The organism is Serratia sp. BW106 (assembly GCF_002607755.1).
Taxonomy (GTDB): Bacteria; Pseudomonadota; Gammaproteobacteria; order Enterobacterales; family Enterobacteriaceae; genus Serratia; species Serratia proteamaculans.
The window spans coordinates 107,266-129,722 of sequence record NZ_MCGS01000003.1 but is presented as its reverse complement, the minus strand read 5'-3'; the positions used below and the strand labels follow the sequence as shown (position 1 = coordinate 129,722).

The window sequence follows — 22,457 nt, the reverse complement described above, 5'->3', positions numbered from 1 at the left end:
CGGCCATCACCCTTTATTTTTATTAGCGTTGCCGGCCATCGGAGGCAATCAGCCGTTGATACCAGTCAAAACTGCGCTTTTTGATCCGCCGCAGATCTTTCAGATCCTGCTCACCCCGGTTGACATAGATAAACCCGTAACGCTTGGCATAGCCCTGATGAGTGCTGACCACGTCTATCGCCGCCCAGGGGCAATAGCCGATCAGTTCTACCCCATCGTTGATCGCCAACTGCATCTGTTCGACGTGCTGTCTCATAAATTCAATGCGGTAATCATCGTTAATTGTACCATCGGCCTGCAACTCATCCGGGGCGCCGATGCCGTTTTCGGTAATTAATATCGGCAAGTGGTAGCGTTCAGCCGTTTTGCGCAGCGTTAGCCGTAATCCAACCGGGTCGATCACCCAACCGTAGCGGGTTTTGCCGACAAACGGATTCTCCGCCGCACGGTACACGCCTGGCTCTCCCAGCATGATTTGCTGATCGCCGGCGCGTGCACTGATGTCCGAGGCGTCGCCGCGGCTGGCGGCAATAGTGGCTGTCGAATAGTAGTTTATTGCCACATAGTCCGGTTTGCCCTGCTGCAATAGCGCCGCATCGCCCGGTTCCGTCTGCGGTGCCAATTCGCGATCCTGCAAATAACGCCATGCCAGTGGGTTATAGCGGCCATGCACCGCCACGTCGAGGAAGCTCCAGCAACGCAGCGTTTCCCAGTTATGGGCGGCGATAGCGTCCAGCGGGTGGCAGGTTTCCTGGTACATCGAGGTGGTGTTAATCGCCGGGCCAATTTTCCCGCCCGGGCAGCGTTGGTGGCACAGCACCATCACCCGCGCCTGGGCCACCAACATATGGTGGCTTTGCTGATACAGCACCCGTTTGGACGGCAGTTCACCGCCCTTTGGCGTACCAATGGCTCCCGGGTGCAGGATCATGGTGTTCTGCTCGTTGATGGTCAGCCAGTACTTCACCCGATCGCCAAAGGCGTCGAACAGCACCCCGGCATACTCGACAAAGGCGTCGATAGTGGTGCGATCAGACCAACCGCCCTGCTGTTCAAGCACGTAAGGCAGATCGAAATGGTACAGCGTCACCACCGGCTCAATGCCATGGCTCAGCAGTTCATCAATCAACTGGCGGTAGAAATCCAGCCCGGCGGCATTCACCTCACCGGTGCCATTGGGCAGCACCCGCGTCCAGGCAATCGAAAAACGGTAGGCCTTCAGCCCCAACTCCGCAAACAGCTTCACGTCCTCACGAAAACGGTGATAGTGATCGCTGGCGACCTTAAAATCCGCGGTTTCCTGCGGGTGATCGAGCATATCCACAATCGACGGGCTTTTGCCGTCCTCATCCCAGGCCCCCTCCACCTGATAGGCGGAGGTGGAAGCCCCCCACAGAAAATCTGCGGGGAAATCGTTCAGTCGTTGATAAATCATGCCTGCTCCGGCTGCGTATTATTGAGGCTGATGATCGGTTCACCGAAGCCCAGACTGCCCGGCTGACGGCAGCTCAACTGCGGGAAAGCTTCACTGTTGACCACCAGGACCGGCGTGGTGAGGTCGTAACCCAGCCCGGCGATTGCCGCCAGGTCAAAACGCACCAGTTCGTCACCCACCTTGACCCGGTCACCCACTTGCAGGTTGGAGCTAAAATGCTGCCCTGCCAGATTGACGGTATCGATGCCGATATGCACCAACAGTTCGACGCCGTTGTCACCCTTGATACCCACCGCATGCTTCGACGGCAGGAAGGTCACCACCTCACCGTTCAGTGGCGCACGCAGCAGCCCTTCCTGTGGCAGTATCGCCACGCCCTGGCCCAATAGCCCCTGGGAAAAGACATCGTCGTTAACCTGATCCAGGGCCACCAGTTGACCGGATAGCGGACTGAAAATTTGCTGTTCACCGTCGCTGACAGGCTCCGTCACCGCCGTATCCTGCTCTTCGACCGGATCTTCAAAGCCCAGGATCCAGGTCAGCGCAAAGGTCACCACGATGGCGATGGCGCAGGTGACCAGCGCATGGACGATATTCATCGGGTTTTCGCCGATAAATGCCGGCAGCGCCGCCAACCCCGGAGAAACAAAGGCGTAGCGCACCAACCCGCTCAATCCGGCATAGATACCGGCACAGCCACCACCGATCATCGCCGCAATCAGCGGTCTGCGCAGCTTAAGCGTCACGCCGTACAGCGAAGGCTCGGTGATACCCAACAGCGCGGTAAAACCGGCGGAGGATGCCAACTGGCGCAGGTTTTTGTTTTTGGTACGGAAGGCCACACACAGGGTTGCGGCGCCCTGCGCAATGTTGGAGGCCAACATGCCCGGTCCGTTAATCATTTCGAAACCGTTCTTGCTCAATTGACCGGTCGCAATCGGCGTCATTGCCCAGGCGGTGCCGGTGATCACCAGGAAGGGTTGTAGCCCGCCCATCAGCATCGGGATCAGCCAACTGGCTTTGCCGTCGACAATGGTCGCACCGGCGGCAACCAGATCGTTAAGGAAAATACCGAAGGGGCCCACCACCACCAATGCCAGCGGCGCGGTAACCAACAGGATAATCATCGGCTTGGTGAAGAATTTGATCATCGTCGGCGAAACTTTCTCGGCAAAGCGCTCGATATAGGACATCAGCCAGACGGTGAAAATAATCGGCAGCACCGAACCGGCATAATCCGCCATTCGTACCGGGATACCAATGAAATCAATCGGTGCGCCAGCTGCCAGCATCTGCGCCAGATTGGGGTGCAACAAGACGCCGGCGATGGTCATGGCCAGTATCGGATTGCACTCGAACTTGATCGCCGCGCCGTACGCCAGCAGTACCGGCAGGAAGAAGAAGGCTGCGTCAGCAATGGTGTCCAGCAGATGATAGGTTGGGCTGGCGGCATCTATCGTCCCAGTCAGCTTGAGGATCGCCAGCAGCGCCTTAATCATCCCCGCGCCGGTGATCGCCGGGATCACCGGCGTGAAAGTGGTAGAAATCACACTGATAATCTGCGAAATCACCCCGCCGCGGGCCTGGGATTTCTTTTCGCTCTGCCGGTCGCTGAGATCGCCAATTTCTTTTTGCAGCGCGCGGAAGGTTTGCTGCACGTTGTTACCGACCACGATCTGGAACTGGCCGCCGCGCTCCACCACGCTGATCACCCCCGGCAAAGCCTCGATGGCTTTCGCCTCTACCTTGCTGTCATCATTAAACTCCATGCGCAAGCGAGTGGCGCAGTGCGTCAGCTTGCTGACGTTGGCCTTGCCCCCAACCCTTGCCAGTATTTCCAGGCCCAGCTGTTTGTAATCCATCGAATTTCCCCGGTAAAAAATGCAAAAAAAAAGACCAAAATCAAAATGCACCTCATCGCATGGAGAGGTGCATTCCTATTTTGGTCTTGCCTGCCTGAGCAGTAACACGCCTTAATAAAAATGTCTGGCGATCGCTAAGATCGCGGCGAAAGTATCGCCATAATTGTGTTTTTTCAGCAAGGGCCTTCGTTAAGCTTTGTGAGTAGCATCACCTTTTCCCGAAAATGCACTGCAATGTTACCGACCTCGCCCCGCTTTGGCGCATCCGCGTTTAATTAACCGATTAAAATAGCACTGACCATAAAACAACTCCGCCAGTGAATTAATTTCGTTTATGCTTTATTTAATTAAAAACAGGATTTAATTGATACCGACGCATTATTATTTAAAAAGTAATTTAATAATCACAACCACACTCAATTAGTAACACAAACAAATACATTATTAACTGCGAAGGTAAATTTACCCACTATGATTTAACCGTCGCCGAACATTTCCACCTCGGCAATAGACACCTGCAAACAATAAAATAAACAGATAAATCCTGCTGTTATTTCAGCAGGTACTCTATATTTTGGAGAAAGTTATATGATATCGCGTCGTGATATATTAAAAGCCTCCGCAGTGAGTGCGGCGGCAGCCAGCGTTATGGGGGGTATGATTAAGTCTGCCAGTGCCGACGATCACCGTAATATTGTTCCGCCCAGTTCTTTCCAACCCGCCGCCGATGCACAAGGCGTATATAAATATATCTTTTCTCACAGTAAAAAACGCAGCCTGCCCAACGGTTGGGCCAGAGAGGCCACCGTCGAACAATTCCCCATTTCCGAGGGCGTTGCCGGGGTAGATATGACGCTGGAACCGGGCGGTGTGCGTGAGTTGCACTGGCACGCCATTGCGGCCGAATGGGCGTTTATGCTGGAAGGCCATGCCCGCATCACCATCATTGACCCGGAAGGCAAGTGTGAAGTGGCGGACTTTGGCCCAGGCGACGTCTGGTACTTCCCCAAAGGTTACGGACACTCGATTCAGGCGCTGGCAGACGGCGCACATTTCATCCTGACCTTTGATAACGGCCACTTTTCCGAGTTCGGTACTTTCAGCATTACCGACTGGGTGGCACACATGCCCAAAGAGGTGTTGGAAAAAAGCGTCAATATGCCGGCAGCGGTGTTTTCCAAAGCCAAGCAGGGTGAAGCCTATATTGTCGGCGGTGCCGTTCCACCGGCGCTTCCCCTGCCCAGCAACGACGGCGGCTTGAATAATGCCCCTCTGACTCACCGTTATGAATTAATGAAAAAGAAACCTTTTTTTGAAAATGATGCCGGCAGTGTGCACCTGGTTTCATCGAAAGAGTTTCCTATTTCCACTACCATTACCGGGATTATTGAAATCGTCAAACCCGGTGCAATCCGAGAGCTACACTGGCATCCCAACGCCAATGAATGGCAGTATTATATTTCCGGAAAAGGCCGCATGACGGTATTCAGTTCACACGGCCATGCGCAGACCGAAGAATATGCACCGACCGATGTTGGCTATGTACCACAGGGGTTTGGTCATTACATTGAGAATATGGGTGATGAAGATCTGAAGGTCTTGATCGTACTGGATAACGGTATTTACCAGGATATTTCGCTGTCGGACTGGTTGGCAAAAACCCCAGCCTATCTGTTGGCGGATAACTTCAATAACCAGATTGCCGACTGGCAGGATCGCCCCAAGGATAAACTGGTGATGTCTCGCCGCAGAAGTTGATGGGTATGGCGAGGGGTTTCCCCCTCGCCGATGGTTACTGCTTACGCTGTTCTGCGACCTGTTTAGCGGTCACTTTGCCTTGTTTTTCACCAAACTGACCCACCACGTAGTTAGCCACCGCCGCTACTTCCTCGTCCGAGTATTGGGCGCCAAAGTCCGGCATCAGCTCGTGCTGCTCACCGATGCTGATACGCGTTCCCTTGAGGATCGCCTGCACCACGCTGCGGCCTTGTGGATCGTTAACGGCAGTGCTGCCGACCAGCGAGGCATACTTACTCTGGCGGCCGGTACCATTCCACTGGTGACAACCGCTGCAATCCCCGGCAAACAATCGACGCCCCAGCGAATCTTCCTGACCACCCGGCAATATCGCACTGGAAGACATAGCCCCTTTCGGCTGCAGGTTCGCTGCGCTGGTACTGTCGGTGGCAATCGGTTCGATATTACGCAGGTATTTCACCAACGCCTGGTTATCCTCCGGCGTCAGGTATTGCAGGCTGTTTTCTACCGCTTCTGCCATCGGCCCGGAAGCGCTGCTGCGCCCTGGCGCATGGCCGGTTGCCAGGTACTGTGACAGTTGCTGTTCGCTCCAGGCACCAATACCGGTCTGCTTGTCTGGGGTAATATTGGCAGCAAACCACCCCTGGATCACTTCACCGCTGAGGTTTTTGCTCTGATTGATGCCAAATCCCAGATTACGCGGCGTGTGGCATTCGCTACAGTGCCCCAGGGCGGTCGCCAGGTAGGCTCCCCGGTTCCATTGCTCATCCTGATTGAGGTTCGGCTCGAAGCGTTTTTCATTGAAGAACGCCAAATTCCAGAACTTCATGCCCCAACGCTGGTTGAACGGGAACGACAGCCCGTTTTCCGGATTGGCCTGCTTTATCGGCGGCAGGCTGAACAGATAAGCCTTGATCGCCAGCACGTCGTCACGGCTCAGCGCGGTGTAGGAGGTATAAGGCATCGCCGGGTACAGATTGCCCTGTGGACCGACGCCCTCACGCACCGCACGGACAAACTGATCGTCACTCCAGCCGCCGATGCCGGTTTCCGGATCCGCAGTAATGTTGGTGCCGTAAATGGTCCCGAACGGCAGTTTAAAGGCAAAACCACCGGCAAAAGGTTTCCCCCCCGGTGCGGTGTGGCAAGCCACACAGTCGGCGGCACGTGCCAGATACTCACCGCGCGCCAGTTTATCGCTAATGCCTGCCGGCGCACCGGCGATAGGCGCTGCAGGCTCCGGACCGACCGGGCGCAACAGGGTGTAGAGCGCGTAACCGCCCGCTATCACCACTACTGCGACAATCAGCCATAACAGCCATCTCAGGGCGTTGCTCATGAGTCTCTCCCTTAATCCAACGCCTTGGCGGCCTGGTGGATGGCGGCGCGAATGCGCACGTAAGTGGCGCAGCGGCAAACGTTGCCACTCATCGCCGCGTCAATATCTGCATCGCTCGGGTTCTTGCTCTGGGCCAGCAGTGCGCTGGCACTCATGATCTGGCCGGACTGGCAGTAGCCACATTGCACCACATCCAGATTGACCCAGGCCGCCTGCACCGCTTTGCCGGTCGGCGTTTCACCGATCGCTTCAATGGTGGTGATTTTCTTGCCCTCGGCGGCGGAGACCGGCGTCATGCAAGAACGCACCGGCACGCCGTCCAGATGGACGGTGCAAGCGCCACACATGGCGATACCGCAGCCAAATTTGGTGCCGGTCAGCCCGGCTTCATCGCGCAGGAACCACAGCAGCGGCATATGAGGGTCGCCATCAAACGTCAGCGGTTGTTCATTTACGGTTAAAGTTATCATGCTGTTTTCCTTTTCAGACGCTGGCGTCACTGTTGGGACGGTGTAAAGGCAGGCTCAGTGAGCTGCGGGGGCGCCCGAGCAGCGCCAGAGCATTACCGACCGCCGGGGCGATGGTGGGCACACCCAGTTCACCCACGCCGGTCGGGGCTTCGCTTGAAGGCACGATAATCACCTCTATTTCCGGCATTTCGTCGATACGCAGCGGACGGTAATTATTGAAGTTGGACTGCTCAACCACGCCGTCTTTTAACGTAATGTTGCCGTACAGTGCGATGCTCAGACCGTAGCCAATACCGCCCTCAATCTGCGCGCGGATCACATCCGGATTGACCGCCACGCCACAGTCCACGGCGCACCACACCTTGTGCACTCGCGGAATGCCCCCTTCGCCGATCGACACCTCGGCAATCTGCGCCACCCGGGTATTAAACGCCTTGGCGACGCCAACGCCGCGCGCGCGGCCATCCACCACCTTCGCACCCTGCCAGTTAGCGGCTTTCGCCACCGCCCGCAATACGCCGGCCTCACGCGGTGCATCCCCCATCAGCGCCAGCCGTCCCTCCACCGGATCCTGCCCGGTCTCCTGCAGCAGTTGATCGATAAAGCTTTCCACCGCGTGGCCGGTATGGGTACTGGCCACCGATCTCAGTGAGGTGGTAGGTACCTTGCCCGGCACGATATGGGCGTCACAAAGGAAACTCTCAAAGGTATAAGGCACCTCGCTGGCACCTTCGATCATCATCTGATCGACGCCGTTTACCACCAGTGCCGTCATCGCACTATTGAGCGTCCAGGAGTGGCCAACGATGGTGTCACTCCAGCCCACCACCTTGCCGTCACGGATCGCCCCACGCAGCCGGTGCAGGATCATCGGGCGATACCAACCGTTGCGGATATCGTCTTCACGTGTCCATACCACCTTCACCCCGTGACCGGGGCCGATCGCCTTGGCCGCTGCGGCCATATCGGCAGCCAGATCCGGCCCCAACTGCGGGTTGCCCAGATCGATGCGGCGACCAAAACTGCCGCCCGCCAGAATAGTTTCAATTTCTACCTTGTCCGGCGGCAATTTAAACAGATTGCACAGTTGTATTTGGTCGAGGGTTTGGATTTGGCAACCATAGCGCGCCTTGACGCTTTCGCCGTCCCAGAACAAATAGCCGTCCAGCGGCTCCATTGGCGCATGGGCGAGATAGGGAAAGGTGTATTCCGCTTCAATCACTTTGTCGGCTTTATCAAAAACCTGCTCCGGCTGGCCGTGGCTTTTGGCCACCGCACCGGGCTTTTGCGCCACCTGGCGGAACTCGGCGTAAATCTGTTCGGTATTGCGTCGTTCGGCCTGCGAGTCGTCCCACTCCACCTGCAACTTTTCACGGCCCTGGATCGCCGCCCAGGTATTTTTGGCGTAGACCGCCACACCGGTGTCGGTCTGCTTCACCGCCACCACGCCCGGCACCGTCAGCGCATGGCTGGCGTCAAACGAGGCCACCTTGCCGCCAAACCGCGGCGGCTTTTTAATGGTCACGGTCAGCATGTCCGGCTCATGAATATCCTGGGTAAATTGCGCCGAGCCGTTGGTCTTCGCCAGTGAATCCACCCGGTGCAAACCGCTGGCCTTGCCGATCAGGGTAAAATGGGAAGGATCTTTCAGGGTCAGCGTGGCGGGATCGGGCGGCGGCAACTGGGTGGCCAGCGCGGCAAACTCACCGAAGCCCGCTTCACGACCACTGGCAGCGTGGCGGATTTTCCCCGCCTGCACGGTGATTTCCTCTGCCGAGGTTTTCCAGCTTTGAGCGGCGGCCTGAACCAGCATTGCACGGGCCATCGCGCCCATGCGGCGCATTTGCTCATAGGCATTGGCCACCGAACTGGAGCCGCCGGTGCCCTGAAGACCGAATGACATATTTTTGTAGACGTTGCTATCGACCGGTGCGGCAACCACCCGCACCTGGGCCCAATCGGCGTCCAGCTCTTCGGCGACCAGCGTCGCCATGCCGGTATACACGCCCTGACCCACCTCGGTGTGTTTGCTGATAACGGTAACAATGCCGTCTTCGCCAATCTGCACAAAGGCATTGGCTTCAAAAGTGGTGTTTTCTGCTGCCGTGGCGGGGCTGGTTCGGGCCAGCGCACCGGTAGACGGCAGATAGGCGCCGATCACCAACGCGCCAGTGCCGACGATAAACCGCCGCCGGGTAAGCGGGACTTCGGGTAGTTTCATTGCTCATCGCTCCAAAATGCCGATCAACCTTGATCAATGCGGCGAAATCATTCTTTTTATGCGCGCCGTCTGCATGCACAAGCACGGCGAGCTAATAGTTAGCGTAGTCCATTAATTTGTCTGTTTAACATTTAGGCCGGGTTTTCTGTTGCGGATTTGTGCTGTGCGGGTTAGCAGTTCACAAAATGCTTTGGCTACCTAATGATGCCCCGCCACGGCCCATGGATTGCACCAAATTGCATCAGGCGACGGTCCGATGTCGCGCCAGCGCCTGATTTGCAGGCTGGTATGGAAATTGCTTCTCCCGATCATGGCTATGAAGGAGAAGAAGATGAAAGCAATCGTCATTGGCGGCGGCATCGGCGGTCTGTGTACCGCCATCGCATTGAAGCGTTGCGGTATCGACACCGAGGTTTTTGAAGCGGTAAAACAGATCAAACCGGTTGGAGCTGCGATTTCCATCTGGCCCAACGGTGTCAAATGTCTTAACTACCTGGGGATGAAGGACGCCCTGCGCGCACTGGGTGGCCCAATGCATTACATGGCTTATCAGGAATACCTGCACGGCCAGACCCTGACACGCTTTAGCCTGGATCCACTGATCGCCAGCGTCGGTGAACGCCCTTACCCGGTAGCCCGCGCCGAACTGCAGGCGATGTTGCTGGACACTTACGGCAGCGACCAGGTGCACTTCGGCAAGCGCGTCAGCGGTATTGAGGAAACTCCACAAGGCGTCACCGCCTGGTTTGAAGACGGCAGCCAGGCCAGCGGCGATTTTCTGATCGCCGCCGACGGCACCCATTCCGTCATTCGTCCTTATGTTCTGGGCCACGGGGTGGATCGACGCTACGCCGGTTACGTTAACTGGAACGGGCTGGTGACCATTGATCAGTCCATCGCCCCGGCCGACCAATGGACCACCTTTGTCGGTGAGGGCAAACGTGTGTCTTTGATGCCGGTTTCTGACAACCGCTTCTACTATTTTTTCGATGTGCCGCTGCCTACCGGATTACCGGAAGACCGCAGCACCGCACGTGCCGATTTGCAGCGTTACTTTGCCGGCTGGGCCGAGCCGGTGCAGAAGCTGATTGCCGCACTCGATCCCGACGCCATCAACCGCATTGAGATCCACGATATCGAACCCTTCGAACAACTGGTGCGTGGGCGCGTGGCCTTGCTGGGTGACGCCGGGCACAGCACCACACCGGATATCGGCCAGGGCGGCTGCGCGGCCATGGAGGACGCGGTGGTACTGGCGATTGCCTTGCAAACCAACTCGCTGGGCATTGAAGACGCACTGCTGCGCTATCAGGAAAAACGCAGCTATCGGGTGAAGGATTTGGTGCTGAAGGCGCGCAAGCGTTGCGATGTAACCCATGGCAAAGAGATGGAGATCACTCGTGGCTGGTATGAGGAGCTAAAAACCGAAACCGGCGAGCGTATTCTCTCCGGCATGAAAGAAACCATTATGGGCGGGCCGCTGGCCTGAGTCGCTTCCCCTCGCGACTCGATACGGGGCGACCTCAGGTTTTAAGACTACGTATGCGTCCCACCGCCAGTTCGATCACCCGGTCCGCCGTGGCGATCGTTTCCGGCCGGTGGGCGATCAGTAAAATGGGCAAGCCAAGCTGACGCAAGGTCCGGCCAATCAGCATTTCATTATTGATGTCCAAATGACTGGTGGCTTCATCCAGGATCAGCAGTCGTGGCTGTTTGTACAATGCCCGCGCCAACAGCAAACGCTGTTTCTGTCCGGCGGACAGGGTGCCGCCCATTTCCCCGATTAACGTCTGATAGCCCATCGGCAACTTATCGATGTCCTGCTCCAACTGCGCCAAACGGGCGCACTCGCTGAGCTTTTGCTTATCCACCCGCGAAGAGAAAAATGTCAGGTTATCCGCGATAGAGCCGCGAAACAGTTGATCCTCCTGCAACACCACGCCGATATGCTGACGAACCTGTGGATACTCCGCCTGCCGGTGCTCAATGCCCAGTGTACATATCACCCCGGCGGTCGGTGGATATAACCCCAGCACCAGCTTGGCCAGCGTGGTCTTGCCGCTGCCGGAGGCACCAACCAGCGCCACCACCTCGCCGGGCATAATCTGCAACGAGACTTGCGACAGGATCTCCCGCTCAGTGCCGGCATAGCTAAAACTGACCTGATCCAGACTCAACGCCGGCCGATCGCTCGGCCAGACGCAGACGGCTGATGGCACACCCGCACCGCCCGCCGCCTGCGACGCCGCATCTTCACGCGCTGCCAGCACGATATCCGCCAACCTTTCGTTATAGACATCCAGCATTCGGTAAGCGACCAGCTTGTCGATCAGCCCGTTGATGCTGGACGAGAAGCGGCCCTGAAAAGACATATAGGCCACCAGCATGCCCACCGAAAACTGACCGGCCAGTACCGCGCTGGCTCCCAGCCACAGCACCGCTGCCCCCACCACGCTGCCGATCACCGTCTGCATAATGCCGTAAACCATCATCAGTTTGCTTTCACGCAGCTGAGCATTGCGCCGGGCGACGTTAAGGTTACGCCAGACCGATTCCCGCGGCGTCAGCGCTCCGTTGACCCGCAGGCTCAACACCCCGCGCAGGCTTTCCAGAAAGTGGCTGGATTCCTGGGTGCCGGCGACCCAACTGTCTTCTGCCGCTTTACGCAGCGTACTGAACCAAAACAGCCGCAGCAGGCCATAAACCAGGGCGGCCACCAAGGCCACCAGGGTTAATTTGGCACTGTAGAAAAACATCATGGTGAGGGTACCCACCACCAGCAACACATCCAGAAAGGCTTCAAGCAACGTGGTGGTCAGGGTGTCCTGAATGGTGTCGACCGCATCGAATTTGGCGCTGATATCCCCCATGTTGCGCGCCTCAAACCAGCCAATCGGCAGCCGCAGCAAATGGTGAAACACGTTCGCCGTCCACTGCATGTTGAAATTGACCGCCATGGTGAGGGTCGCCCACTGGCGGGCCAGTTCCAGTAGCGTCTGGGTCGCGGCCATCAGCAACATGGCAATGACGATCAGCGTCAGCAGGCTGGCGTCCAGCGCCACCAAAACCTCATCAATCACCAGTTGGTTGATCAACGGGCCGATCAGCGCAAACACTTCGAGCGCCAGGGCAAAACAAAAGATCCTGCCCAGCGCGGCCTTCAGCCCCTGGGTTTTGCCAATCAGATCCATCAGGCGGATCTTTTTACGCTGGTCTTTGGCTGCAAACTGGTGAGTGGGCGTCAGCTCCATCGCGACGCCGGTAAAATGACGGTCCGCCTCCCGCAGGCTCATTTTTACCTGGCCGCGCGCCGGATCGTGCAGCTCCAGCGTTTGCCCCCGTACCCGCTTGAGCACCGTAAAGTGATTCATGTCCCAGTACAAAATGCAGGGCAGTGCCAACTGGTGCAATTCTTCAAGCTCCAACTGCACCGCGCGTCCGCTTAAGTGCAGGTGTTCGGCGCAGCTCATCAATTGCGAAAATGTCATACCGAGCTGCGAAACGTTAAATTGCGCGCGCAGCGTGGGCAGATCAACCCGATGCCCATGCCAACCGGCGATCATCGCCAGACAGGCCACGCCACACTCCGCCGATTCTGTCTGGCGGATCAACGGCAGGCGCTTGCGCCATCCCCAGTTAATCACTTCGGTAACGTCCATGTTCAGATCCTCCCTTGCAGGCTCCATAATGGCTCCAGCAACCACTCATACAGGCGACGACTGTCCAGTTCTACATCTGCGGAAACGGTCATGCCGACGCGCAATGGTTCCTGCCGGCCATAAGCCGTAATGGTGGGTTTATCCAAGGCTACGATGACGCGGTAATGCCCTTCGTTTTCCTTCCATACCATGGGGTTTTGCAGCATTGCTTCGCTGGCGCTGAGGCTGGTGTCGGTAATGGCGCGGGTGGCGCCGTACTGCACTCCAAACTTTTCATAGGGGAATGAGGCAAAGCGTAGCCCCACCCGTTGTTGGGGTTTGATAAACCCGACCGCTTTACTCGGGGCAAAGAGTTCGACCTGCAATTGTGCATCGTCGGCAACCATCATCAGTAAGGGATCGCTTTGTTTTACCGTCTGCCCGGCCCGGGCCAGCACCACGGCGATATGACCATCCACCGGCGCAGTCAGCGTATGATCGCGCTGGGCACCCAGTTCGATTTGTTGCTGTTTAATGCCCAGCAACTGGCGTTCAAGTTCGGCGTCACGTGCCTGCTGCTGCTGTTCCAGGGTCCGCAGCTCTGAAGCCGCCGCGGCCAGCTCGCGTTGTAGCCGTACCTGCGCCTGTCGCTGCAGTTCAACCTTTTCCTGCGCCTTCGCCAGCGCCATTTGCTGCTGCTGGAATTCAAGCTCTGAGACATAGCCTTTGGTGATCAGCTTGCGGTAACGCCCCATCAGCGACTGGGCCAGTTGCGCCTGCTGCTGAACCAGCACCATTGCCGCCTCTGTGCTGGCCAACTCCTGATTGAGCTGCGCGATGCGTTGACGCACGCCAGTTTGCTGCAGGACACGGGTCGCCAGCTCTTGAGCACGCTGATGTTCCAGCATGCGATATTGGCGATTTAATGAATCAGAAACCGAGGCCAGAGTACCGATACCCTGTCCATTGAAATACTCGCCGCTGAGCCGATACAGCGCCTGGCCGGCCTTGACCGCCGCCCCCTCCGCTACCAGCCGTTCGGTGACCTGCCCGGCGCTGCGCGCCACCACTTTGATCAATCCGCTGGACGGCATCACCACCCCCTCCAGCCGCGCTTTGCGGGTATATTCACCCAGTATCAGAAATAGCATGATGGCTAGCACCAGCAGAATGCTGACCCAGGCATAGGCGGTTAAACTGAGGTTGGCGGGGATAATCACTTCACCCTCGGCCCTGGTGGCCTGAGCGGCAAAATAACCCTCGCGGTAAAGCTGGGGGGGACGTCCTGTCATTGGGGGTTACACCTTTATCGGCATTATAGGTCGATAATCAGCTTACTGACCGCGACGCTTCCATTTATGGACAAATCTTCGCGCCGAGATATATATTATTTTCATCAAGGTCATTGTCCCTAACAGCACAAAGAAATAAATCATCCACTTGGCAACCTCACAAGGGATATTGATCCTGAACAGACCGCCATACTGGCTAAGGCCCACAATAAAAAACAAATTATGGGATAGCGTAACGCTAATAATGCTAATAATAAAAGCCGACCAAAACGTCTTCATAAAAGACACCACTTCAACATTAACATGCAACCATGCCAATATCTGGCATAGCCGCATTACACTAAGGTGATATACGTATTTATTACCAATTTCAGGTGCCGCCATTATAAGTACCAGAGTTGCTTCTTGAAGCATTTTGCGAACCGTTCCCACTACTCAAACAAGCATTCAGCGCACCAATTGATTAACTGACTGCAATGTCAATCATCATAATTTCGGTTTTCGCTAGCGTTCTCATAATATTCACTTATTTGTTTATAATATTCATATTTAAACTCTATCATAGATCCGCATACAGCAGACATAGATATAAACATGCGCCACCGCCATGTCAATATATAAAGCCATTTACGCCAATATAATCACCGCGACTAAAAACAATAAATTACACGAAGCAGTTAACTGCACCACCAATATATACTGGCAAGTTTCCAACTAAATTAAAACCATTTACTCGAAGTCAATTAACTCCCTGCCACAATATTTCAATCCCCAGAGCCAATAATCCGATAAAGAAACAACGGCGAAATACTGCCGGGCGACAGTGTCTACGCAGCACGCCACCCAACCACATCCCCACCAGTGCAGGAATCAATGCCAATGAAGACGTGCCCAGCAACGCCCCCGGCAATGCATGCTGCCACGCCAGCCCGGCGGCGAGTGCCAATGTCGAAACGGTGAATGACAGTCCCAATGCCTGCACCAGATCGTCACGTGCCAATCCCAATGCATTTAAATAAGGTACTGCCGGGATCACAAATACCCCGGTAGCACCGGTAATCAACCCGGTCAGCACACCACACAGAGGCCCCAAGCCGCGTTCAACCGCTGGTGATATTTGCCACTGAAAATGGCTAAAGCCCAACAGCGCGTAGACCACCAGACAGACTCCCAACGCCAGCGGTGCCAGCGGGTTATTACCAGCGGTCAGAGTGCCCGTGGTCAGCAATGTCCCCAATGCGACACAGGCCATCATTGGCCACAACCTGCGGCAAAGTGCGCGGACGTCCGGCCCGGTGAACAACTGCCAGAAATTAGTCACCAGCGACGGCACCAACAGCAGCGCCGCTGCCTGCCCCGGGGGCATCAGCAGGCTGAGCAACCCCATAGACACCGTCGGCAGCCCCAGTCCAATCACCCCTTTTACCGTGCCCGCCAGCATAAAGATGCCGAGCAAGGCTAAAATTTCAGGTAGCGTCAACGACATAGGTCTATCCTTCCATCATTATCCCTTAGTGGATGGATTGTCTGCAGCCCTTGCCTGCCGCACAATGCGGCAATCACTGAGCCAGCCTGTGGCAAACACGTAGGAGAAGCCGATGCATTTCGATTTTACCGACCTGCGGTTGTTTGTCGCCGTGGCGGAAGCCGGCAGCATCACCGCCGGGGCCGATCGCGCCTGCCTGTCGCTGGCATCAGCCAGTGCGCGCATTCGTGGGTTGGAGCAACAGGCCGGTGTTCAACTTTTGGCTCGGGGCGCACGGGGGGTACAAACTACCCTGGCCGGTGAACGCCTGCTGGGCCATGCCCGTCTGCTGTTACAGCAAAGTGAACGGCTACGGGGCGATATGGCCGAGTTTTCCCCGGGCAGCGCCTGTCATTTACGTATCCTCGCCAATACCGTCGCCGCCAGCACCTTTCTACCGGAGTTGCTGGCCGACTATCTGCTGCTTCACCCACAGACGGATATTGTGCTGGAAGAACAGCCCAGCACGGCAATCAGCCAGTCGATCCTCGATCAGACTGCGGATATCGGCATTGTCGCCAACCATGCCGACCTGCGCGGACTGGAAAGCTACCCGTTCCGCCAGGATCGCCTGGTGCTGGCGCTACCGGTCGATCACCCATTAGCCGACCGCGCCAGTGTCAGTTTTAGCGAAACGCTGGCCTATGACTTTATTGGCTTGAGTGACAACAGCGCACTGCAGCAACATTTGGCACAACACGCCGTACGCAACGGTAGCCCGATGCGTTTACGCGCACGGGCAGGCAGCTTTGAAGTGGTGTGTCGGATGGTAACGCGCGGTGCCGGTATCGCCGTGGTACCGGAAGAGATCGCCCGGCAACGGCCGGGCATGCAAGTCAGGATTATCGCGCTGGACGATGCCTGGGCCACGCGACAGCTGTCTATCGTAGTGCGTCAGTTGGCCCAGTTATCGCTACCGGCACAGCGGCTCGTTGCTTTCCTGCAACCGCATTAGCAGCGCTTTCTAACCATAATAGTTAATGGCTACCCGGATTGGCACGCAGTCTGGCTACCTGCGCTTCGACCTCACGCCAGGCTGGCTTATCACCCGCATAACGCTGACGCAGATAATTCACCAGATCTGCCACCTGCCGATCGGAGAAACTGTCCTTAAAGCCCGGCATAAAGCCCAGCTCGGCGGTGGCCGGTTTGGCAATGCCCTGCAGGATCACGTTGATCAGGTTATCCGGTCGCTCACTGAAAATATTGGTGTTATTGGCCAGATCCGGGCTGACGCCAAACAGCTGCGGTCCGCCGCTGGCGGCACTGTGACAGGCCTGACAGGCGCCCTGAAACAGCCGTTCACCGGTCTGCTGACCCAGGGTGGGTTGCAGATTGGTGGCCAACTTGACCTGCGGCTGCACGTTCAATGGAACCGGACTGCTCAAAGATATCAGGTAGTTGGCCATCGCCCGCACGTCAGATTCCGGCAAGGTAGCCAGCTCGCTGACCACCGGGCCCATTGGCCCGGTCGCGACGCCGTGCTCGGTGGAATGGCCGCTGCTCAGGTACTGGAACAGCTGCTCTTCGTTCCAGGGTTGGTCCGCCGTGGCCAGTTGGTTTAACGCCGGCGCCTCCCAGCCATCCACCATCGCCCCGGCCAGGAAGCTCGCGCCGCCCTTTTCCGCGCCCATCAGGTTACGCGGCGAATGGCAAGCCGCACAGTGCCCCAAACCATTGACCAGATAAGCCCCCCGGTTCCACTGTGCCGTTTGCACAGGATCCGGCTGGAATTCGCCCTGGCGCAGAAACAGCGCATTCCAACCGGCCATCAGCGGGCGGACATTAAACGGAAAACGCATCTGATTAGCCGGATTACTCTGCGCCACCGCCGGCTGCGACATCATATAGGCATACAACGCCTGCATGTCGCCGTCGGTCATCTTGCTGAAGGACGTATAAGGAAATGCCGGGTACAGATTATGACCGTCACGGCTGATGCCCTGACGCATTGCCCGGTCAAAAGCGGTAAACGACCAGTTGCCGATACCGGTCTCCACATCCGGCGTGATATTGGTGCTGTACAGGGTGCCAAACGGCGTTGCCATCGCCAGCCCCCCGGCGTTGGTTGCCCCTTCCGAGGCGGTGTGGCACACCGCGCAATCCCCGACGGCGGCCAATTGACGACCCCGTTCCAGGGTGGCGGCCGACCAGGTACCCGCTCCCGCAGTGGCCACCGGGGCAATTTCGGCACGCCACGGCAGTGCCGTAGCCGCTACGCCCAACACCGCGCCAAAAATACCGGCCGCGCCGCCAAACCACCATTTACTGCGCCTGGGTTTGACCGCTGGCGCAGCTTCCTGCCGGACGCTATCCGGGCCGTTCAGGGCCTCGCGCAGCCGGTCGGAAGTGATCGGCAACTCGCGGAAACGAATGCCGGTGGCGTCAAACACCGCGTTGGCAATGGCCGCCGCGCTGGGTACCGATGCAGACTCCCCGGCCCCCAGCGGCGGATCGTAGGGCCGTGGCATCATCACCACGTCAACTTCCGGTACCTCAGGGAAAGTCAGGATCGGGTAAGCCCCCCATTCCTTGCTGGAAATGGTCGATTCTTCGAAGGTCACCCGCTCCTTCAACACCCGGCTGGTCGACTGGATCACGTTGCCGTGGATCTGGTGACGCACACCGTCCGGGTTGACCATCATGCCGGCATCGTGTCCGACCACAATACGCGTCACCGCCACTTCGCCGCTGGCCTTGTCGATCGCCACATCGGCGACCCAGGCCGCCCAGGCGGCACCAAAACCGGGGAATTTGCTGTGAATATAGCGCGCATAGGCAAAACCACGCCCGCGCAGCACCCCATCTTCCGCCGGGGTTTGCATCGGTTCGGTATGCGGCGTCCAGCCTGCACGTTCGGCGGTGCTGAGCATCAGTTCGGTAGCCCGCTGATCCTTGATATAACGTAGTCGGTATTCGAGCGGATCCACACCGGCCGCGGTGGCCAGCTCATCAATATAGGACTCGTGCGCGAAGGTATTCGGCAGTGCCGACACACCGCGCATCCAGGAGGCACGAACGATTGGCGCCATATCCTCAATGCTGACGCGCAGCTCCGGGTATTCGTAAGGCGGCACCGAGGTGCGATCCCCCATCTCATAGGCCACCGGCACCGGTTCAACCATCCCGGTCAGCAACAACGCCAGCGTGGGGGCGCCGTTGGACGGGTAATAGGTACGAAAATCATAGGCCACCGGATGACCGGCGGCGTCCAACCCACCATCCACTTCCATCAGTTGTGCGGTGCCCTTGGGTTCCCACAGGTGTTCCTGCTCGCGGGTTAACTGCACCCGCACCGGGCGGCCAACCGCACGCGACAGTAACGCCGCATCGGCACAGACATCATCGGCACAGTTGCGGCCATAGCAGCCCGCCGCCTCCATGCGGATAATTTCGATCTGTTCTTCCGGGTATTCCAGCAGCCAGGCGAGATCGGCACGCAGCAGATGCGGGTTCTGGCTGCCTGACCAAACCTGTAACTGCTGTGGCTGGTAGTCCGCCAGCGCACAAGACGGGCCGATCGAGGCGTGTAGTTGATACGGCCACAGGTAACTGCGGGTAAAGCGCCGATCGGCAGCAGCCAATGCCGCATCTACGTTGCCGGTGTCATGCACCACCCGTGTCGAATGCGGGTTATCACGCAGCGCCTGCGCCACGTCGGTCATCTGCGGCAGGTTCCGCCGCCAGTCCTTCCAGCTCACCTGCAGCGCCTGCGCCGCCTTGAACGCCTGTTCTTCGCGCTCGGCGACAATGCCGATAAAATCCCCGATCACCACCAGTTTGACGATGCCGGGAATATGGGCGATGGACTGCTCGTCCACCGCCAGCAGGCTGGTGCCGACAAACTCGCCGCTGTCATAACCGGCATACGGGGGCCGCACCACGCGGCCATGCAGCATGTTCGGCAGCCGCATGTCGTGCACATAGGTAGATTCGCCGGTAGCCTTGGCCGGGATATCGACACGCGCGGTGCTGGTGCCAACCAAGCGGTATTCGGCCTGCGGCTTGAGCGGCGCATCGCCGGAGATCGATAGTTCAACATGCACACCGGTGACCAGTTCGCCGTAGCTCAGCGCTTGTCCCTGTGGGCCGACAACCCTGCCGTCATGCAACGTCAGTTGTTCAACCGTGACGCCAAAGTGCCGCGCGGCCTGTTGCAGCAGCCAGCGCCGTGCCTCGGCCGCCGCGTTACGCAGCGGCACGGCAGAAATCTGTAGCGTGGCACTGGCGATGGTCGCGCCCTGATTTGGCGTGCTCTCGGTATCACCCAACACCATGCGCACCTGCTCCATACGCAGGTAGAGTTCTTCGGCGACGATTTGCCCCAGCGCGGTGCGCACACCGGTGCCAAGATCGACATGACCGTTGAAGGCGTAGACCTCACCGCTGTCGCAAATGGCGATAAACAGCCCTGGCTCTTTGGGTTTCAGGCTCGGCGTCTGACCTTTCGGCACCAGACCCGGCGGCGGCTGGATCTGATCGATAATCAGCAACGTGCCATGACGCTGCAATAATTCGGCCTGGCTCGGTAATGAGGAATGGGTGTCAGTCATGGGGCGAGGTTTCCTCACTGCGGCAAAGAATGATGGCGCGCTGAACCGCACGCAGGATTTCGATATGGGTGCCGCAGCGGCACAGGTTGCCGGACAGCGCCTGGCGGATTTCGCGGTCGCTGGGCGACGGATTGCGATCCAACAGGGCTTTGGTGGTCATGATCATGCCATTCAGGCAGTAGCCGCACTGCGCGGCCTGTTCTTCTATAAAGGCCCGTTGCACCGGGTGCAGATGGTCACGATCGCCCAGCCCTTCCAGCGTGGTCACCGCACGGCCGGTCATACCCAGCGCCGGGATCACACAAGAGCGTGCGGCGATGCCGTCTACCAACACGGTGCAGGCCCCGCATTCACCGAGACCGCAGCCGTATTTCGGGCCGTTGAGCGCCAGATCGTTTCGCAGTACCAATAGCAGAGGGGTATCCGCCATGACTTGGATATGAATATTTTCGCCGTTGACTGACAGCATCAGCGGATGCTCCGTCAGTGTTTTTACCGCACCTTCCCTGGGCAATTGCACTTCAGCTATCGCCATTATCGCGTCTCCGCTCTGGTTATTTTGTCGGCCGTGACCTCGCCACCGCCGCACTCACCAGACAACCGCAGTTGCGGGTGGCGAATCAGCCGGGCGGCTGGTCTTCCAGCATTTTATTGAGCAGGAACATCAGTGCTATACGTTCGGCCGGATTCAGCGTACCGAAAGTTAATTCTGTGATCGTCGCCGCGTGCGGCACCGTTTCTGCCAGCAGCGCGGCACCGGTATCGGTCAGCCCAACCACCACTTTGCGTCGGTCGATCGGATCCGGCATCACGGTGATCAGGTCACGCGCCTTGAGACGCTCGACAATACCGCGAATGGTGGCCTGATCGACCGCCGTCACCTGCACCAGCTCGGTCAACGAACTTGGGCCCATGTCGCGCACTGCGCACAGGGTAATAAACTGCACGGCGGTCAGTTGCGAATCGCCCACGTTTTGCTGGAAAATCGCCACGTGGCGCTGATAAACCTTACGCAGCAGGTGCCCGACTTGTTCAGTAAAGTGATAATTTTCGGTCTTGCCGTTATCTGCAGCCGGGTATTCGGGGGGCGTCATTGCGTTACTCTCACCATCTATGGAAACCACCGAGAATAGTACAAACCCCCGCGTTTAGCAGCAAGGTTAACCCTGGCTGACCCGCGACGCGGCCGGTGCCACCACTTCGCCATCGGCCACCACCGTGGTGCCATCCAGGCTGATGTCGCAGTGACGTAACGCGATATCCATATGGCACGGCGTTTTGCGCGTGCCGCCGACTTCGGTATTCGGCCCGGTGGAGAACAGGAAATTGCCGTAGAAGGCGCGCGCATCCATACACATCCCGTCGTTTTTGTCGTGCAACCCCATCGCCGTCCACTGCGCACGCGGCTGCAAGCCCCAGCCGATATGCGAGATGCCGTACACTTCCGGATCGTTGAAATACTTCATGTATTCCCGCAGGTATTCCGCCTCGAAGCCGCCGTGAATGCGCGTCACAAAGCCTTTGTCGATCTCCAGCGTAATGCGTTCACGGGCATAACTTTTAAACGGCAGCAGGATATCGCCCACTTCCAGAACCAGCACCCCTTCAGCCTGTTCTTCATTCGGCCAGGTGAACAGGAAACCGCTCGGCCAGTGATCCCAGCGCCCCGGTTCGTCGGCGTAGCCGTATTCGGTCACCGTCGGATATTGCCCCAACGGCGCACAAAAATCGCTGCCGGCGGCAGACTTCACCTGCATCAGCTTTGCCTTCTCCAGCACCGCCGCCGCCGCCAACACTCGCGCTTTGTCCTCTGCATTAGGCAACATGCGTGCCAACACCTCCGGGGGTTCGACGGCCAGCAGAATGCGCGTGCCGGTTTTCAGGATCTGCTCCTGCTCCGGCGAGTGCAGCAGCATCATGGTGTCGACAATCAGATCGGCCGCCTCCAGTGCACGTTGTGCTGCGTGGTTACCGGTCAACGCCGTATCGCCACAGTAAGCCGTCATGTCATTGCCCATGGCGCGCGGATGGTTAAATGACGGCAGTTCGACCGCGTAAACCTTGGCGCCCAGACGCAGTGCCGCATCGGTGGCAGCGCGCACCGTACGCGCATCGGAATAGTGACTTTTCAGGATCGCCACGCTTTGCGAAGCATCAACCTTCGACAGCGTAAGCACCTGCTCGAACAGTTGAACCAACTGACTATCATTGACCGCCATGTGTATCTCCTGTCTCGCTAAGGGTTGGCCGACACGCCTGGCGTCGGTGAGGTTATTTTGTACAAATTAAAGTGATCACACTCTTTTAATTATCTAAGCCGAAAATCGAACAGGAAGCAAGGCTGCGGAGCCACCCATAAGCAAA

At 57.7% G+C, this 22,457-nt stretch carries 16 protein-coding genes; 3 read left to right on the top strand and 13 right to left on the bottom strand.

The genetic code is table 11. The features are described 5' to 3' along the window. Positions 1-22 precede the first annotated feature (22 nt). Both BEI65_RS02190 and BEI65_RS02185 read right to left on the bottom strand, forming a co-directional pair. Positions 23-1,435: a glycoside hydrolase family 1 protein gene (locus BEI65_RS02190; protein ID WP_099061925.1), complete on the bottom strand. Its 1,413-nt coding sequence runs from the start codon at positions 1,433-1,435 to the stop codon at positions 23-25. Then, entirely contained in the window at positions 1,432-3,297 is a 1,866-nt protein-coding gene (locus BEI65_RS02185; RefSeq protein ID WP_099061924.1) for a beta-glucoside-specific PTS transporter subunit IIABC, read from the bottom strand. Before BEI65_RS02185 ends, BEI65_RS02190 begins: the two co-directional genes overlap by 4 nt. 588 nt (positions 3,298-3,885) lie before the next feature. On the opposite strand from BEI65_RS02185, the gene BEI65_RS02180 reads away from it, so the two are divergent. Further along, positions 3,886-5,055 (top strand): cupin domain-containing protein, encoded by a 1,170-nt coding sequence (locus tag BEI65_RS02180; protein ID WP_099061923.1) that lies wholly within the window; start codon positions 3,886-3,888, stop codon positions 5,053-5,055. A 34-nt stretch (positions 5,056-5,089) separates the two neighbouring features. On the opposite strand, the gene BEI65_RS02175 is transcribed toward BEI65_RS02180, so the two are convergent. From BEI65_RS02175 to BEI65_RS02165, 3 genes are read right to left on the bottom strand one after another with little or no spacing between them, the layout of a single operon-like run. Continuing rightward, on the bottom strand, positions 5,090-6,394 hold the full coding sequence (locus BEI65_RS02175) for a cytochrome c (RefSeq protein WP_099061922.1): 1,305 nt from the start codon (positions 6,392-6,394) through the stop codon (positions 5,090-5,092). An 11-nt stretch (positions 6,395-6,405) separates the two neighbouring features. Further along, complete coding sequence (locus tag BEI65_RS02170) at positions 6,406-6,864, bottom strand: (2Fe-2S)-binding protein (RefSeq protein WP_099061921.1); 459 nt, start codon at positions 6,862-6,864, stop codon at positions 6,406-6,408. Between the two features lie 13 nt (positions 6,865-6,877). Continuing rightward, positions 6,878-9,085, bottom strand: coding sequence for a xanthine dehydrogenase family protein molybdopterin-binding subunit (locus BEI65_RS02165; RefSeq protein WP_099061920.1), 2,208 nt, complete (start codon positions 9,083-9,085; stop codon positions 6,878-6,880). A 331-nt stretch (positions 9,086-9,416) separates the two neighbouring features. Here BEI65_RS02165 and hpxO point away from each other — a divergent pair, with 331 nt between their 5' ends. Beyond that, a complete protein-coding gene (gene hpxO / locus BEI65_RS02160) occupies positions 9,417-10,574 on the top strand; it encodes an FAD-dependent urate hydroxylase HpxO (RefSeq protein WP_099061919.1) in 1,158 nt (385 codons plus the stop codon). 34 nt (positions 10,575-10,608) lie between these two features. Here the strand turns inward: hpxO and BEI65_RS02155 are convergent, their stop codons facing one another. The 4 genes from BEI65_RS02155 to BEI65_RS02140 all read right to left on the bottom strand — a co-directional run bounded on the left by BEI65_RS02155 (position 10,609) and on the right by BEI65_RS02140 (position 15,501). Next, the gene (locus BEI65_RS02155; RefSeq protein ID WP_099061918.1) at positions 10,609-12,744 is read right to left on the bottom strand and encodes a peptidase domain-containing ABC transporter; all 2,136 of its coding nucleotides are present in this window, start codon (positions 12,742-12,744) and stop codon (positions 10,609-10,611) included. A 2-nt stretch (positions 12,745-12,746) separates the two neighbouring features. Continuing rightward, positions 12,747-14,015 (bottom strand): HlyD family secretion protein, encoded by a 1,269-nt coding sequence (locus BEI65_RS02150; RefSeq protein WP_099061917.1) that lies wholly within the window; start codon positions 14,013-14,015, stop codon positions 12,747-12,749. Positions 14,016-14,057: 42 nt separating this feature from the next. Next, on the bottom strand, positions 14,058-14,429 hold the full coding sequence (locus tag BEI65_RS27080; RefSeq protein WP_099061916.1) for a hypothetical protein: 372 nt from the start codon (positions 14,427-14,429) through the stop codon (positions 14,058-14,060). Between the two features lie 325 nt (positions 14,430-14,754). After that, positions 14,755-15,501 carry a sulfite exporter TauE/SafE family protein gene (locus BEI65_RS02140; RefSeq protein WP_099061915.1) on the bottom strand — a complete coding sequence of 249 codons (747 nt, stop codon included), beginning with the start codon at positions 15,499-15,501 and terminating at the stop codon, positions 14,755-14,757. A 112-nt stretch (positions 15,502-15,613) separates the two neighbouring features. Here BEI65_RS02140 and BEI65_RS02135 point away from each other — a divergent pair, with 112 nt between their 5' ends. After that, complete coding sequence (locus BEI65_RS02135) at positions 15,614-16,495, top strand: LysR substrate-binding domain-containing protein (RefSeq protein ID WP_099061914.1); 882 nt, start codon at positions 15,614-15,616, stop codon at positions 16,493-16,495. A 22-nt stretch (positions 16,496-16,517) separates the two neighbouring features. On the opposite strand, the gene BEI65_RS02130 is transcribed toward BEI65_RS02135, so the two are convergent. From BEI65_RS02130 to BEI65_RS02115, 4 genes are all read right to left on the bottom strand, one after another. Further along, positions 16,518-20,093, bottom strand: coding sequence for a molybdopterin cofactor-binding domain-containing protein (locus tag BEI65_RS02130; protein WP_099061913.1), 3,576 nt, complete (start codon positions 20,091-20,093; stop codon positions 16,518-16,520). Further along, a complete protein-coding gene (locus BEI65_RS02125) occupies positions 20,086-20,628 on the bottom strand; it encodes a (2Fe-2S)-binding protein (protein ID WP_099061912.1) in 543 nt (180 codons plus the stop codon). Before BEI65_RS02125 ends, BEI65_RS02130 begins: the two co-directional genes overlap by 8 nt. Before the next feature lie 85 nt (positions 20,629-20,713). Then, positions 20,714-21,187, bottom strand: coding sequence for a MarR family winged helix-turn-helix transcriptional regulator (locus BEI65_RS02120; protein ID WP_099061911.1), 474 nt, complete (start codon positions 21,185-21,187; stop codon positions 20,714-20,716). A gap of 66 nt (positions 21,188-21,253) precedes the next feature. Next, the gene (locus BEI65_RS02115) at positions 21,254-22,312 is read right to left on the bottom strand and encodes a 2,5-dihydroxypyridine 5,6-dioxygenase (RefSeq protein ID WP_099061910.1); all 1,059 of its coding nucleotides are present in this window, start codon (positions 22,310-22,312) and stop codon (positions 21,254-21,256) included. Between the last annotated feature and the right edge of the window lie 145 nt (positions 22,313-22,457).